A 14052-nucleotide genomic window follows, 5' to 3' on the forward strand; every position below is an offset into this window, starting at 1 on the left:
AAGGTGGAACGCCGTGTGCGGTGAAAATTGCATGCACGGTGTGGAGGAGGGGAAAAGGTGGAGATAATATCAAACCCTTACCTATTCCAATAATTTGATTTAAAAACGAAAGGCAATATGTGTGCGACTTGTTTTGCTATAACTGAAGAAATTCAGGAAAGGCAAGGGCATCAAGCCTAACTTTCTATTCAAGGACAGGAATGAAGAATCCAAGTTTTCTAAAACTGTCCCGATAATACTCCTACATGCTTCTTTTTTGCAGGAAAAAGAGGTATGAAGCTAGGTGAAGTCGGCAAACGGATGGCTAGAGCCACCAACGAGGAAGGTATGCTATCTTATATGCCGGTCGGCTAAAAAAATGTCTATGGTGAGAATGCTCGATTTAGAGCTGACGAATCTCCGAAATAACGAATCTAAATGTCTTCTTCATGGAAACATGATGACCAACTGATTGGTTGGGGCAAGCGGCGTAGAGTACGAAAACATATTAGGAAATACGCTATACCGAACAATGGCGGTATGAAACTTGCAGGTTCAAAGGAGCCACCTAAGGATATTATGCATAGCTAGGATAGAAGGAACAAGGAAAGCAAGGGACGTCGTAATACGGACTGCAATCCAAGACGGTTGTTATAAGGTATGACCGAAATACATTTACCCTTGTGAGAGTAAGGGCATGACTAGTGATACTTCCGTAATAGAAGTTGAAGAATAGCCCTGAGTCTAATCAGAATAATAGAATATCTATATATTATATTATTGATTAACTGATTAGATGGAACGCCGTGTGCGGTGAAAGTCGCATGCACGGTGTGGAGGTGGGGAAAAGGTAGAGATTATTATCAAAACCTTACCTATGCCTATTTGGATCATATGATGGGATACGTATAAAGCCAACGTTCACCTTTGTAGATTATCAAGGGAATCGGCAGCAGGTTGATCTCTATTATCACACGGATACCGATAGATTTGTAAAGGTAGGTTCCGATGCTGATACGGAGAAGCGCTACGTTACATTAGATTCCCGTCTAAGAAATATACCAAAACAAACAATTATAAGTTCAGCGGGAACACTTTATGATCTGTTCGCTGCATCTTCTGGCTGGAATATGACTAGAGATCAGTATATAGCTAACTATGCGAAGTCAGCGCAAAAGCCAACATATATTGGCGGCTATAGCCTGGAATTGATAACTTCTCCGCTCCGGACATTAATTGGGGGAAGGGATGTACCATCAGGTGTTTCAGGACCCAGAAAAGATGCGGCAATTCAACAATGGTATGGAGAGTACAGTCTCCCGGCTGCACCCTACGTCGTACAGAAAGGATTTGATCTAGCTGATTACGGAAGAAAAAACAAGTTGGATGAGAAATCTGATATTTTCTTAAAAAAAGGATTCATTATTGTTAATTTCGATATCGAGACAATAAGGAATGGAGATACTTCACGTCCGCACCTCCAATATATAAACACAGGAATTGCTCGTGCTAATCAGTGGCGGCGTGAAGGGTTTAACTATTCTATAACTGACCCGTATGGGCTGACCGTTAACTTACTCGACGGTGATGTAGTGTTCTACAATGCGGATAAATCATCTAAGGATGATTTCGGTAACAGTGGTACTCACTAGATACACGAGACTCGGATGCCGTTCGGATTACCGAACGGCATTTCGCAGTCAAAAAGTGGAGGTTCAATATGACAATTTTAAACCAAGTGATAGGAGTTTCAGGTGAATTCATAACATCACTCTTATTGGTTCCTGTACTGATCATTCTTTGGCTAATAACACGAAAAATACCTTCAAGAAAGGATTCAACTTCACACATAAACATATTCGTTACGATATGGATAACGATCGCATTTCACATTATCGTAATTTGTGCTGCAGTTATGAATTCACATTTTAATGGATTTGCATATTTTTATCCTATCTCTGATTTGTTATTTATTTTTATGTTTTATAGCGGATTTCTTCAATTTAACAAGAGAGCGTTAATGAAACAGATCATCTTTTATAGTGCTGGGACATTAAGCTTAATTATATCTATCTGGTCAAAGAGTGAGACTGTCATGACCTGTATGACACTCGCGGTGGTGGCCGGTGTTTGGTACGTTTACTCGGATCATATGCCATTCAGTAAAAAAGCAAAATGGTCTTTATATATATTTGCCTTCTCTAAAGGATCGATGTTAATTGCGATTCTATTAAGCAATGGACAACCACTCTTCATTTTCCTTGGTATTACCTGCTTAGTTATGTCCTATGTTCTTGTCCTATCAATGAATATAGAATACTTAATTACGATATTGAAAGGAACCTACGAGTCGTCAATTTCTGACCCTCTAACTGGCTTGTACAACCGAAAATATTTCACAGATTGTGTGCAAAAATGTATCATAAAGAATCTACCGGCAGCAATTATATTTATTGATATCGATAATTTCAAAAAACTCAATGATTCGCAAGGTCATGCTAAAGGAGATGAAATACTTAGAACGGTAGCTAAGATATTCCTAGAAGAAACTGAGGGTATAGGAATTAGTGGTCGATATGGTGGAGAAGAAATTGTGGCATTAATTGTAGAACCAGAATCTGATTTAGAAGTACTGACCGAGAGAATCCGTGCTCGTATCGAGCAAGAGGCATCATTTGATGCTCCAGATGGAAGGTACATGATAACTGCAAGTATGGGGTATACCCATTATCAACCGGACTGGTCACCAACTCAATTCATTAAAGCGGCGGATAAGGCGATGTATATTGCAAAACGAACCGGTAAAAATAAAGTGGTTAGGTATGGTTCCGAGGATTTCCCTTCTTCTGAAGGTCAAACTGATGGAGAGGGAGGAGTAATCAGTGGATTTACAAAAAGCTATGAATGTCAGGATGAGGTTCAATGAGATTCAATTAAAAATACCTAACTCCCATAGGTTATTAAATACAATAGATACGTTGTTTTGTAGTCTCAAATATCGAGATATCCTTACTGCAGAGCATTCGGTCATAATGGCTGAGTACAACTATAAGCTTGCATCCGAGTTCGATCCAGGCAATGAAGACTGGTATTACTTAGCTGCACTTACTCATGATATTGGTAAGCTTTCCATGGAAGATAACATATTAAAAGGGAGCATAAAGCTTGTTGGTGAGGATAGAAAAATACTTTGGAAACATGTATCGCAGGGGGTAGAAATTTTATCTGAGCTTAGAATGCCGACAATCATAATAGATATTGCTCGATACCACCACGAGAGGTTTAATGGAAGCGGCTATTTAGAGGGGCTTCAGAAAATGGATATTCCGCTATGTGGGAGAATTTCTGCTATAGCAGATACATATTCTGCGTTAATATCAGGAAGACCATACCAAACCAATAAGTCTACATATGAAGCAGTAAAAATCATGATCAAAGATTCGCATCTCTTTGATCCGGATATTCTTAATTCGTTCATCCAGATGCTTTGTCATGAGAAGCAACCCATAAATAGTTGAAACCGGATTATATTTATATTGAGTTACAGTTGTATATTAATATATTATATAATTAAATAACTAATATATTAGATTCATTTAAGTTAGGGGATGGATTTAGCATGAAACTAATTACATACTATAAATTTCGAGCTTTCAGGCTCATGAAAGGAAGAAATGTATTGAGAAAAAACTTAGTGAATTTATTTTTGATTATATGTATTTCCTTGGGGCTTGCTCCAAGTGTAGTTAACGCAGCGGACACGCATCACTTGGAAATGGCATCATCAGAGAATTTGACTAGGGAGGAAATTGATCCTAGCCAAGCGCCAAAAGCATCCTTTTGGTTTGCACCAAGTAAAAAAGAAGCACGAGATGGCCTGGGGTATTACCGTGATACGGTAACCCCCGGAGAAACTCGGGAGTACAAATTCTATGTTAAAAATTTGCTGAATGAAAAACTCAATTTGAAGATTTACGCGACGGATCCGGTGCCCTTGCAGAATGGAGGAAAGGATTTCGGGGCATATAACGCCGGGGTAACGAATGCAGGGACATGGCTTTATCCTCAAGGTTCAAAAGATATTACACTCGGACCACAAGAAATGCGTGAGTACACCTACAGAGCATCCATACCAAAGGATATAGCTCCTGGCCAGCATATTGGGGTTGTTGCGGTATCTGAATATAACGAGTTCCGGGGAGAAGCTGTTGCGACCAACATCGAAAATACGACGCTTGCTCCGGACATTGAAAATCAAAATGGTTTGTGGGTCGTTATGGATTACAAGATCGATGAAGCCAAACATGCTATGTCGATTAATACATTTACACATGACTATATCGCATCGGGTGAATCCCGGTTTACCGTTACACTTGAGAATCGCGGCACTATCTTGGAAAAACCGACCGGCTATATCGAGGTTCGGGATAGCTCTAAAAAAGTTATTTTTCGAGAAGAGTATGAGGCCGGCTCGATCTACTATGGCACAACAGCCAATATGGTCAGCATCGCTCAGAATCAATTGCTAATGCCGGGCGAATATGAAGCATATTTTGAAGCAAACTTTGCAGGCCAAAAAGAGTGGAAGCTCTTCAAATTTACAGTAACCGCGGAAGCAAAAGCTGAAGCACAGGCTGCTATGGAGCATTACGACAAACTTGAAGTAACGGACGGTATCCCCGATTGGTTGAAATATGTGCTTGTCATCGGTGGGATCCTTATTCTACTGCTGCTAATCCTCCTGTTTTGGTTGCTGGCAAAACGGAAAAAAGGTGATATCGAGGAACGGATTAAAATGTATCTGGCAAAGGGACTGACTTTTGAAAAAACAAGAAAGAAAGTACAACTTGACCACAAGACATTCACGTTGTACGTTGTCAAGCTCGGGTATATACCTGATGACGAAGAACCTGAGTGGGATAAAACCATTCACACATGCAAACATGCAAGACTTATTGCGATTGCGATGGTTGAGAATACCTCCACAAATAACGATAGTAAGTCGGAAGTTTTGGAAGGCACTGCATCACCTGAAAACCTGAAGGGGGGTGAGGGCGATGTAGAGAAAGGAGCTTAATCTTAACAGTGAAAGGTCATTGGGGTTCCGTTAGGAACAAGTCGAAAAGCAAGGTGAAAATAAACGTAATATGGAGGTCTTTATACATGGCTGCTACAGAAAGAGAAGTACATAAAAATAGGAGAAAGCCTAGAAAGAAACGATTTTTAAGCGCACTGCTTGCAGCATCGTTGTTGATTCCAAGTGTTTTGATTCCGGGTAAGAACACGGTTGAGGGTGCAGGACATGCGAATATCGACGATATAGTGTACTATTACGAAGATCATCAATCAAGTACTCGTGCATATCTAACTTTGAGTGATGGCAGGAAGATACTCTTTAGAGACAGGGGAGAATACTCAAATCCAGTTGATAAAGATAAACTTGACGAAATAGGCGCTGATATTAAAAAGTATATTTCGCAAAGTGCCGATAACAAAGGCGTAGGTATGCGACTAATGTCTAACGGGGATTTTTACTACCGGAAAGATTCAGGTTACAATCCGCCGAATTCTTTTGAAAAGATAGCGTCCGGGTGGACAGATTTCGTGTACAATTCCGAAGGTTATAATGCATATACCTTTTATGGTCTGACCGCAGATGGTAGGGTAGAGGCAATAGGCTCTGGAACTTATGGGCAATTAGGCAATGGGATAAAAGCAGATACGACTGTTCCTGTCGAGGTTGTAGATCCTGATCTCTTCGATACCCCGCTAACAGGGGTCAAGAAAATGATACAAGTAGATAGAAACGTTGTTCTATTTGTTACAGATTCGGATGTATATAAAATCGGTCGCGAGTTTGGTGATTCTTCTTACACTAATGCGAAGCCTGTAAAAGTAACATCGATGTTTCCGGGATTCTCCGGTCCAAGTACGCTCGATATGGGCTATATCGATGAAACGTCCTACGGGACAAAGCAAATATCGAATACCTCGGACAACACTCGGATCGGGATGCGTTATTTCGAAGTCAACGGCAGCTATTACACATTGAGAGATACATCAGTATCTCCGAACAATACAGATCGTTATACACCGGGAGCTACGACTGAGATCAGTTCTAAAACTTTATATCCCTTTAACGGTGATCCGACGACTATGAGTAGGGAAGTTTCAAATTTGTCGGATAAGACTGATGGTAGTATCAGTAGAACAAGTAATACGTTCATGCACTTAGATGGCAGTGGTAATCTGAATGCATGGGGTCTCCCTGCCAGTAGGTTAGGTGCCGATTATTATGCCGCGGACTACACAACGGCAGAATCCACTGTGATGACGAATCTGAAAAAGTATACGGTAAACGCGAATCGTGACGTGTCTCTCGTTGCTGGTTTAGGTACTAACGGCAATGTGTATGTGATTGGGAGTAACGGTAACACAGCATACAACGGCATCGTATACGGTAAAGGGATAACTGGTATTGAGGGTAGAATCGAAACCCAGACAAGATTATCTGGACCGGACGGAGCCATAAAAGATATCACTGATCTGGCATTCGGTACAAAATCATTATACCTGTTAAAAAATACAGGGGATGTATATGTATTATCAAGCAATGCAAAGTACACAAACACATCAGCATCAGGTATAAAATTTGTCGGGTTACTTGAAATTGCATTGGATCTTAATGTCCAAAATGTTTATGGTATTGGTTCAGACGGCAATCTGTATAGAATAGATGAAAATGGAAGTACAATCATTCAGGATGGGGCATCTGGTATCTATCCTCCGGGGTATACACCAGCACCAACTACAATCGATAAGCCTACCGAGGGGATGCGCTCAACGGATAAATTCGAAAACACGATTATCACCTTAGAATATCCTGCAGTAGCTAACAAAAAAGAGTACTCCCTAGACAACGGAGCTACTTGGCTGGATTACAATGCTCCAATAACGTTGTCGAATAAAGGTATGACCAACATTAAAGCTCGTGCTGGGCTGGACAGCCTGTACAGTGAGATTCTGGATATCTCCTTCTTGAATAACCCTATTGTCATCCCTGCGGGGTATCCTAAGTTGCTTGAGCAAGATGGGGTACTTACAGTTGATACAGGCGCCATTGATTTGAATCGAGTGAAAGTACAACTTGATGTTGATGGGCAGCTTTCAGATTACACTTCTCCAATTTTATTGCAAGAGGGAGATTATGTTGTAAGTGCGATTGTTTCAAACCAGAATGGTGAAGAACTCACAAGAGTAACAGAAAACATTACAGTCGATCCGCCGGCTCCGGGGACACTAACAGCTCCTGTTGGTACTGTAGGGGATCTGGATGCAAATAATCAAAGACCATTGACAATCGGCTTTAATCCAACACAAGGATCACTGCAAATTCAACATGATGGCGGTCCATGGGTTGACGAACCTGAAATCTTAAACCAATATAACGGCACTTCTGAGGATCCAAGCGCTACAGAGCGTAAATTTACACTGTTTGTCGATAATGTTGTGGATTCTGTTTATAAAGCCCGAGTAACCGATGGAGTTAACTTCAGCTCGGAAACACTTCTAGTTGTGACAGCTCAGGTTTATGACCCTTCTTTCTTCAGGGACATCGATGATAAATTGTTGATTGATTTCTCGAATCTTCCGACGGGGAACTGGTATAAAGAATACTCGGTAGATCAAGGATCTACATATCATGAGTACACTGGACCGATCGATATCGGTGCAGCGCTACCTATCAAGGTCCGAGTTACGGATACTGGTTCTGGTCAAGTTCTTATCGATAAAGAATACATCACGCCAGCATTGAACGGAACCAATCCAAACCCTAATCCGAATCCGGGTGTTGACCCGTCCTGGGGAACTGAGGTAACAGCTGCAGATCAGGAAGCCATTCTTAACGTTATTGGTGGGGGATTGTCTTCCAAGTTTAACGGACTTCTTCTCGATAATATCGAGATACAGACTGTAAACCAATATCAGACCATCAACTCTGTGACAAACACGCTGATTGAGGACAGCTCAGGTTCTGGTGACGGCTGGACTTACTCCCTGTCCGTTACAGACTTTGTAAGTGATCCAGTTTTAGACACTGGATTAGGCACTCAGGATCTTGTCGTAAAAATTCCATCTTCAGCCATGAACGTAGATGTAAAATCTGCTAAAGTTCTCGCGGGTTCTCCGGATCAGACTGCTAAAGTAGGGAATTACGTCCTGGGGAATCAGAAACAGGCCCTTGCACAAGCCAATCCATTTGAAGGAATGGGGTACTACGATATCCCTATGGACTTTATGTTCCGCGTACCAAGCACCGTTGAGGTAGTGTCCATGGGCAGCGGAAGTGCTCACCAAGTTGGTGACAAAGTTGGTTTGAGAGTAGGGGTGTACAGATCCTTGTTCACCTTCTCGTTGGCCAAAGGGATCTAAATGTACTATGGGGGAACCGGCATAAATGCATGGTTCCCAACCAACTCAACATTCCTACAAATGAAATGATGGAGGGCAAAACATGAATAAAGGATTTAGAAAACTTCTCCTTGGGACGATGGGGATGTCAGCACTTTTGTTGTCTCTAGGAAATTCAACATTTGCAGCAGATGTAAGCGAACAGAAGGTGGAAGTTGTAGGTTCAGGACTACGAGCATTCCAAACGGCAATTAAATTTGAAGATATCCGTCTGGATGTCAAGAAAAGTCAAAGTTCTAAGGCAGAGACGACAGTGACACTCGTTGATGGAAGAGGATCAGATGCTGGCTATACGTTAAGTATGAGTTCGACGGATTTCGAAATCGAGAAAAACATTAATGGGGCATTAGAAAAATTTTACATCCCGGCATCAGCTGTGGAGGTAACAGCACAGTATAAAGGACCGGTTACTGGTGCACCTATAGATTTCAGTCGGGGGCAAGGAACACTGTCCTCCCAACTCGTACTTTCAAACGCTTCGCAAGCGATTATACAAGCAAAGCCATCTTTTGGTGGCGGTACACACCAGTTCCAAATGCGTTATGACTTGAAGCTGCCTCAAACTATAAGCAAGCAAGACGGCACCAAAATTGGGGTTCTACAAGGATCTTATAAAGCGTTGTTTACGTATAAGGCAACCTCTGGAATCTAAGATTGTCACCGCTGACCTCTATTTTGGAGGGAGGCGGTGATCTTTTTTTGGGGAGAGAAAAAGTTCGGCGTTTAGCTCAGATTTTTATTCTATACCTGGAAAAAATCTTAACTCCTCAGTAGAAATGATAAGAAGAATGATTGTGAGGACAGATCAGTAGCAGGAATTTCATATATTGTTATCTGTCTGGTTTTTGTAAGATTTTTATTTTAATCTAATCAGCTCTGATTAAGGAACCGATAATTCTTATACAAAGTATCCATTCGACTGTTAAGGGAGGCTCTTTAAATCAAATACCGGCGAAATAAAATTTCAAAAAATCTACTAATCCGTTCCATTGTAATGATAACCCTAATTAGTGTAATACTATCAGGATGTACCCAATCAGATTATTCAAAGATGAGCAACCAAGAGAAAATTGAGATTTCAATAGAAAAACTGAGTGAGGGCAAAACAAACGAAGTAATGGAAATCTTAGGAGAAGAAGTTGAGACCTATCTTGAAAATAAGTACGGCAACTATACTAAACTGTATAATGTTAAATCAGATATGGACGAAGAAATGAGGATAATGTATAACATTTATTGTTATGTAAAAGCGATAGATTTTGAGAATAATAAGAGCTATGATTATGCCCTACATTCATTATCTTCAGTTGAACCTATAGATGAAGTAGTAACAAAAAAAAGTATTGAGGAATACAAAGAGAAATTAGAAGAATTACATAAGATCGACTTTGACTCAAGAGAAAAGAAGTTAAAAGAAGAACAAGAAAAAAAAGCAGCAGAAGAATCTAGAAAAGAAGTTGCACTGAGAGAAAGGGAACAATTATTAGAATCATCACCTCCATGGATAGGTATGACTGCAGAAGAAGTAAGAAAATCAGCGTGGGGCCCTCCTGAAGACATTAACAGAACCACAACAGTGTACGGTACTAGCGAACAATGGGTCTATAGTGATTATAGGTATGTTTATCTTGAAAATGGAGTCGTTACAGCTATTCAAGATTAAAATTGGGTGTTTATGCAGTTTCAGTGAAAGTAAACAAAAGAAGAGGAACCCTTGATCAGGGGCCTCTTCTTTTTGTTATGGTAAATGAATGTCAACATATTCACTGACATCGTGTTCCTTTTTAATCGAGTTTCGAAGGTAATTTTCCTTAGTAGTTTTTTCTATAGCGTGCCCAAGAGTTTCAGCAATGAAACCGATCGGAGCACCTCCAGAGAAAGCTGCCTGTGCAAAATAATGTCTCATGAAATGGGGGGTAGCTCTTTGATTTTGAATTGTTACAAGTCCCGCTTCCTCCATATGCTTCGATAAGAACGTTGATAGGCCACTTAAGCTGTAGTGCTTACTATACCTATTGGGATAAAAAGGAGATGTATCTTTAGAATTAATAATAGTGCTAAGTCCTAGACGTTTTCGATATTCGCACAGCTCTTCAAGTGCGTAATCTTTAATAGTAGCATATCGAATTTTACCTCGTTTTGTAATTGTTCTGAGATAGTATTTGTTCCTTTTTGTATCAAAAGAGAGGGCTCCCCATTCAGGGACGATTATTTCATTTAATCGTAGCCCGGTGGTTGCCAATATTAATAGAAGAGATTTTATTTTTGGATGGTCATTAAAGTGCATAATTGCTTTCTGTACGACACCTTCATCAAATTCTCTTTCTGGAATATCCTCTCTATTAATTCTAACAGGGATCAGACCACGTGATAAATTCTTCACTAAATAATCCTCTGAATAGCACCACTCTAGAAAACTTCTTAATATCCCAATTTTCTTGGCTCTTGTTGTTGTTGTTGGATATTTCTTTTCCAATAAATATTGGTATTGCTCCATATCAAAGCGGGTAAGTTCACGAAGGTCTGATTTCTTTAAAACTGAAATATATTCAATTAATGAGAGAAGTTCTCGTATGTAATCTTTTTTAGTATTATCTCTTCGGTTCGAAGCGGGATGATGAACAAACAAATAAATCATTCCTATGTTGGATAGGGAAGAGTAGTCATAATTACCTTTAATGTCTTCTTGGCTTGAAATGTAAGAAATAATCTCTCGATACATTTGTTTGTCCAGTAGTTGTACATGCAGATTTCTGATATTCGAAGAAAATGGATTATGTACATGCTGATTTATAATTATGGATTCTGATAATCTCATATTTGGTTGTTCACCTCCCAAATTAGAAAATCACTTTGGTATCTCTTAGATTATATAACCGATTTCATTTATTCGCAAAAATTAAACCGAAAATTCAATGTAACTTAAAATAATATTCAATTCTTTTAGGTTAAATATCATTATTGAATTTTATTATTTATGAAACTAAAAATCCGATATTATAATTGAACAATGAGTATCAGCGGAATTTTAATCAAGAGAATTTGAGATTGCATCTTGATTGGCTTATGGTAACATATATATTAGTTAATTAACTAATATATATGAATGGGTGATATTCAGTGATAGTGGATTTGTTAATTATTGAGAAAACTATTAAAGCAGTATATGAAGATCTGAAAAATGGATTTCAGAGTGCTTTATTGGATGAGTATCAATTTATGGAGCAGGCGCATGTATGTAGTCAGTTTTTAACTGCGCTCTCAGAGAATATGAGGCATTCGGGAGTTGATCCGGAACATTTGAAGCGGATAACATCGCTTCGAGACCAACTCGAGTATCCGATCATGCAAATGGCTTTTGGTACACTGACTCAACATAGGTCAGTGAATTCGAATCAGAACGGAAGAATAGTACACTCAGGAAGGTCGAAATTTTATCATATTGTTGCAAATGACTGATTTACTATCTTGCTCGTTTCATAAATTAATATAGATATGTTACATATATCATGGGAAGTAGGTAGAGTTTTGGATAAATTACAAGATCTCTTAAAATCTTCACATCTCCTGGCGCAAATCATTGAGAATACACTGAATGTAAGAGTAGATTATAAACCAGATAGCTTATTAGGGATCGAAAAAGCCATTGATCGTGTATATCCCGTTAGGCATGAGCCCATGTTCAGTACAATTATTTCTTACGGGATTTATCTCGGTGAAGTATTCGTTCGTAATCATCCAGGTGCTCATTGGGGCTCATATCGGCAGGACATTATGCAGCTTGAATTTCAGATGACGAATGGCGAACGCTCGTTTATTGGATATCCCTTGAAGCGAGTATATAAATTTTGGTACGATCGAACCCAAAGGCTCTCAACTTATTATCAGATGAATATAGATGTCTTGGAAGGAAGAATACAACCAGAACTTGGAGACGAGTGGAAGGATCATAAAGGCCAGTATCAGTATCGTTTTCCAGGAGGCATTGTATCAACTAAACCTAAATAACTGTCCTGTCCATGGTATATCGATGCGTTCAGTTGCTGGTCAATGAATGTTATGAAGAAAGGTGGGTAATGATGAACGAATATTATTTAAGTGTGAGTGAAGTCGCAGCTGAACTGGAACTGTCTTCAGCTTCTATATATAAAATTATTAATCATGCTGATCCCAGCAAGCGTCTTGAACCAGTGAATCGTTCAACATACAAAGGGGATGGAGGTTATCGATTTCGTTGTGAAGATGTAGCGCGTATAAAAGACAAATACGTAAAGACTGATTTGACTTCCTCTCAAGCAGCAGCATTGATCGGTAGATCAAAAAGCTTTGTCCAAAAACTCCTTAAGGACGGAATAATTCCTTATTATATAGGAGAGTTGCGAGGCCGAAAGACGTTTTTTATCAAAGAAGAACACCTAAAGGAATACTCTAGCAAACATCCGGACTATGGAAAATATGATACTATCTATGATAAAAAACTAGGAGTATTCTTATTCCAGCCGTACATTAAAGATAATGAAGTAGCAAGGGTTATTGAGATGAAACGAGTGAGTCGATACAGATTAGAAATTGTTCTTCAGACAGAATCAAAAAACTGCTTCACTTATGAACAAGCATTGTCTGACGGTTGGCAGCCAGTCATCCAAATAACTCCCAAAAAACCGAATAGTGCATACGGACATGCTAGATTCGAATTTCCCAATCCAACTACAAATGATTCTATGACCTATACGATCGTCGAGGAATTCTTCAAACAAATTGGCCCATCGAATATGCGTATCACAACTGGAGAAAAACTAATTATCGAGGTAAAAAAATCAGTATTATTTGGTGTTTTGCCTACCACACATCCGGATCTAGTGGATAAATTGAAGATTTTCATAGTTCAAGGTGAGATCGTATCTAAGTTTGATGGGGTTCTCATCGATACCGGTCTTTCTCCAATCACTTTCTATCTTCCAGAGAGCAAAAAAATTGAATTGATCAAAGAAGCTGAAAATGAAGGGAAGAGTATTCAAGAATGGCTGGAATCAAAATTCTCATAAAACAATTGCATTGATGTGCTTACTTTTTTAATTCCCATTACTAGCAATTATGGTCGAGCTCGATTCATACACGGAAACGGATTCCGGACACATAGAGTAAATACCTTTTACCTTAACGTTTAATTGCATCTCTTTGAATTGTCTCTTTATTGGGTAGTGGTTTATGGCTGTATATCGTGGAAGCAAGACCGCTTGTATAACTGATACTACCACTCAAGAACCTTCTATATCGAAATGTAATACTACAAGCACAAAAGCGTGAAATACAACAAACATAAGGTCACGATATCAACATCAAATTTAGTACTTACTGGTAAAGGAATAATATATGTTATACAATAGCATACGATAAACGGCAAACTTGCTGAAAAGCAAGGACGCAAAGCCAAGGGTCTAAAGTTCCAGAACGGAGCCATGACAGCCTGGTTACCGTGAGGTTCTTCTTTTTCCTTTTGGCTTAACGGTAAATGGGCTTTTCTCGTACATTCGAGATAAGCCCATTTTTTATTAAAAAAACCACTCCCTAAATCTTTGGCGGCCGGGAGCGGGATTTTAG

General features: G+C 39.4%; 10 protein-coding genes and 1 riboswitch. Of the genes, 9 read left to right on the forward strand and 1 reads right to left on the reverse strand.

All coding sequences use genetic code 11. The features are described 5' to 3' along the window. The first annotated feature begins 1109 nt into the window (after nucleotides 1-1109). From M2277_RS30595 to M2277_RS30625, 7 genes are all read left to right on the forward strand, one after another. Nucleotides 1110-1631, forward strand: a complete 522-nt coding sequence (locus M2277_RS30595; RefSeq protein WP_280756330.1) for a hypothetical protein — start codon at nucleotides 1110-1112, stop codon at nucleotides 1629-1631. 68 nt (nucleotides 1632-1699) lie between these two features. After that, nucleotides 1700-2905 (forward strand): GGDEF domain-containing protein, encoded by a 1206-nt coding sequence (locus M2277_RS30600; protein WP_280756331.1) that lies wholly within the window; start codon nucleotides 1700-1702, stop codon nucleotides 2903-2905. Then, on the forward strand, nucleotides 2862-3497 hold the full coding sequence (locus tag M2277_RS30605) for an HD-GYP domain-containing protein (RefSeq protein WP_280756332.1): 636 nt from the start codon (nucleotides 2862-2864) through the stop codon (nucleotides 3495-3497). Before M2277_RS30600 ends, M2277_RS30605 begins: the two co-directional genes overlap by 44 nt. A 101-nt stretch (nucleotides 3498-3598) precedes the next feature. Beyond that, nucleotides 3599-5056, forward strand: coding sequence for a COG1470 family protein (locus M2277_RS30610; RefSeq protein WP_280756333.1), 1458 nt, complete (start codon nucleotides 3599-3601; stop codon nucleotides 5054-5056). Nucleotides 5057-5142: 86 nt separating this feature from the next. After that, a complete protein-coding gene (locus M2277_RS30615) occupies nucleotides 5143-8412 on the forward strand; it encodes a hypothetical protein (RefSeq protein WP_280756334.1) in 3270 nt (1089 codons plus the stop codon). An 82-nt stretch (nucleotides 8413-8494) separates the two neighbouring features. Next, on the forward strand, nucleotides 8495-9103 hold the full coding sequence (locus M2277_RS30620) for a WxL domain-containing protein (RefSeq protein WP_280756335.1): 609 nt from the start codon (nucleotides 8495-8497) through the stop codon (nucleotides 9101-9103). A gap of 399 nt (nucleotides 9104-9502) precedes the next feature. Beyond that, entirely contained in the window at nucleotides 9503-10114 is a 612-nt protein-coding gene (locus M2277_RS30625; protein ID WP_280756336.1) for a hypothetical protein, read from the forward strand. A gap of 75 nt (nucleotides 10115-10189) precedes the next feature. Here the strand turns inward: M2277_RS30625 and M2277_RS30630 are convergent, their stop codons facing one another. Then, nucleotides 10190-11269: a tyrosine-type recombinase/integrase gene (locus M2277_RS30630; protein ID WP_280756337.1), complete on the reverse strand. Its 1080-nt coding sequence runs from the start codon at nucleotides 11267-11269 to the stop codon at nucleotides 10190-10192. Between the two features lie 710 nt (nucleotides 11270-11979). Between M2277_RS30630 and M2277_RS30635 the strand changes: the two genes are divergently transcribed. Both M2277_RS30635 and M2277_RS30640 read left to right on the forward strand, forming a co-directional pair. After that, a complete protein-coding gene (locus M2277_RS30635; protein WP_280756338.1) occupies nucleotides 11980-12459 on the forward strand; it encodes a hypothetical protein in 480 nt (159 codons plus the stop codon). 68 nt (nucleotides 12460-12527) lie between these two features. Next, nucleotides 12528-13496 (forward strand): helix-turn-helix domain-containing protein, encoded by a 969-nt coding sequence (locus M2277_RS30640; RefSeq protein ID WP_280756339.1) that lies wholly within the window; start codon nucleotides 12528-12530, stop codon nucleotides 13494-13496. A 344-nt stretch (nucleotides 13497-13840) separates the two neighbouring features. After that, nucleotides 13841-13930, forward strand: a riboswitch (cyclic di-GMP riboswitch). Nucleotides 13931-14052 lie beyond the last annotated feature (122 nt).

It is taken from the genome of Paenibacillus sp. LBL (assembly GCF_029893715.1).
Classification (GTDB): domain Bacteria; phylum Bacillota; class Bacilli; order Paenibacillales; family Paenibacillaceae; genus Paenibacillus_AQ; species Paenibacillus_AQ glucanolyticus.

Excerpts from the sequence above, each read along its gene's own strand:
- M2277_RS30595 (WP_280756330.1), top strand. The coding sequence starts at position 1,110 with ATGACTAGAGATCAGTATATAGCTAACTATGCGAAGTCAGCGCAAAAG.
- M2277_RS30640 (WP_280756339.1), top strand. The coding sequence starts at position 12,528 with ATGATGAACGAATATTATTTAAGTGTGAGTGAAGTCGCAGCTGAACTG.
- M2277_RS30625 (WP_280756336.1), top strand. The coding sequence starts at position 9,503 with ATGAGCAACCAAGAGAAAATTGAGATTTCAATAGAAAAACTGAGTGAG.
- M2277_RS30620 (WP_280756335.1), top strand. The coding sequence starts at position 8,495 with ATGAATAAAGGATTTAGAAAACTTCTCCTTGGGACGATGGGGATGTCA.
- M2277_RS30630 (WP_280756337.1), bottom strand. The coding sequence starts at position 11,269 with ATGAGATTATCAGAATCCATAATTATAAATCAGCATGTACATAATCCA.
- M2277_RS30610 (WP_280756333.1), top strand. The coding sequence starts at position 3,599 with ATGAAACTAATTACATACTATAAATTTCGAGCTTTCAGGCTCATGAAA.
- M2277_RS30615 (WP_280756334.1), top strand. The coding sequence starts at position 5,143 with ATGGCTGCTACAGAAAGAGAAGTACATAAAAATAGGAGAAAGCCTAGA.
- M2277_RS30600 (WP_280756331.1), top strand. The coding sequence starts at position 1,700 with ATGACAATTTTAAACCAAGTGATAGGAGTTTCAGGTGAATTCATAACA.